The sequence below is a fragment of the Rhodococcus sp. HM1 genome, assembly GCF_023218075.1.
Taxonomy (GTDB): domain Bacteria; phylum Actinomycetota; class Actinomycetes; order Mycobacteriales; family Mycobacteriaceae; genus Rhodococcus.
Genome location: NZ_JALPTB010000215.1, coordinates 1 through 430, shown reverse-complemented (window position 1 = coordinate 430; position 430 = coordinate 1). Strand labels below are relative to the sequence as shown.

General features: G+C 63.3%; 1 protein-coding gene and 1 pseudogene. Both read right to left on the bottom strand.

Translation table 11 applies throughout. The features are described 5' to 3' along the window. Positions 1-142: MerR family transcriptional regulator (locus tag M1M07_RS32485; protein WP_248676801.1), on the bottom strand; the 142-nt coding region annotated here is incomplete at its 3' end. Between the two features lie 9 nt (positions 143-151). Then, positions 152-430, bottom strand: a pseudogene (locus M1M07_RS32480) (4-hydroxyacetophenone monooxygenase); the annotation flags it as partial.

The following is a 430-nucleotide window of genomic DNA, read 5'->3' as shown; positions in this document are numbered from 1 at the left end:
GGCGTAGGTGGCGATCCGTGTAGATCGCGACCCTGCCCCGGCGCTGAGGCCGGGGCAGCAGCCCGTTGTCCTGGTAGACGCGTACGTTCCGGGTTGTCGTCCCCGCTTCCCGAGCGAGGTCGTCAATCCGATACTCGGCCACCACGGAATCCTATCCGGTGGGCACGGTGTCGCCGCTGACCTGAGCCAGGGCGATCTCGTCATCGCGACGCGCGGTGATCTTGTAGTCGTGCAGATTCACGTTCTTGAGTTGATTGACGTACTGGGTGGCGAAGCCGGGATACATGGTGGCGTTGAAACCGTCCTCGGTCAGGTACCAGCTCTGGCAACCGGAATTCCACGTCGTCGACTGCAGGCGGCGTTGGATGTGCTCGTTGTAGCGGTCCTGGGCCTCGTGCCGGACTTCCAGCGATTTCCAGTCGTACCGCAG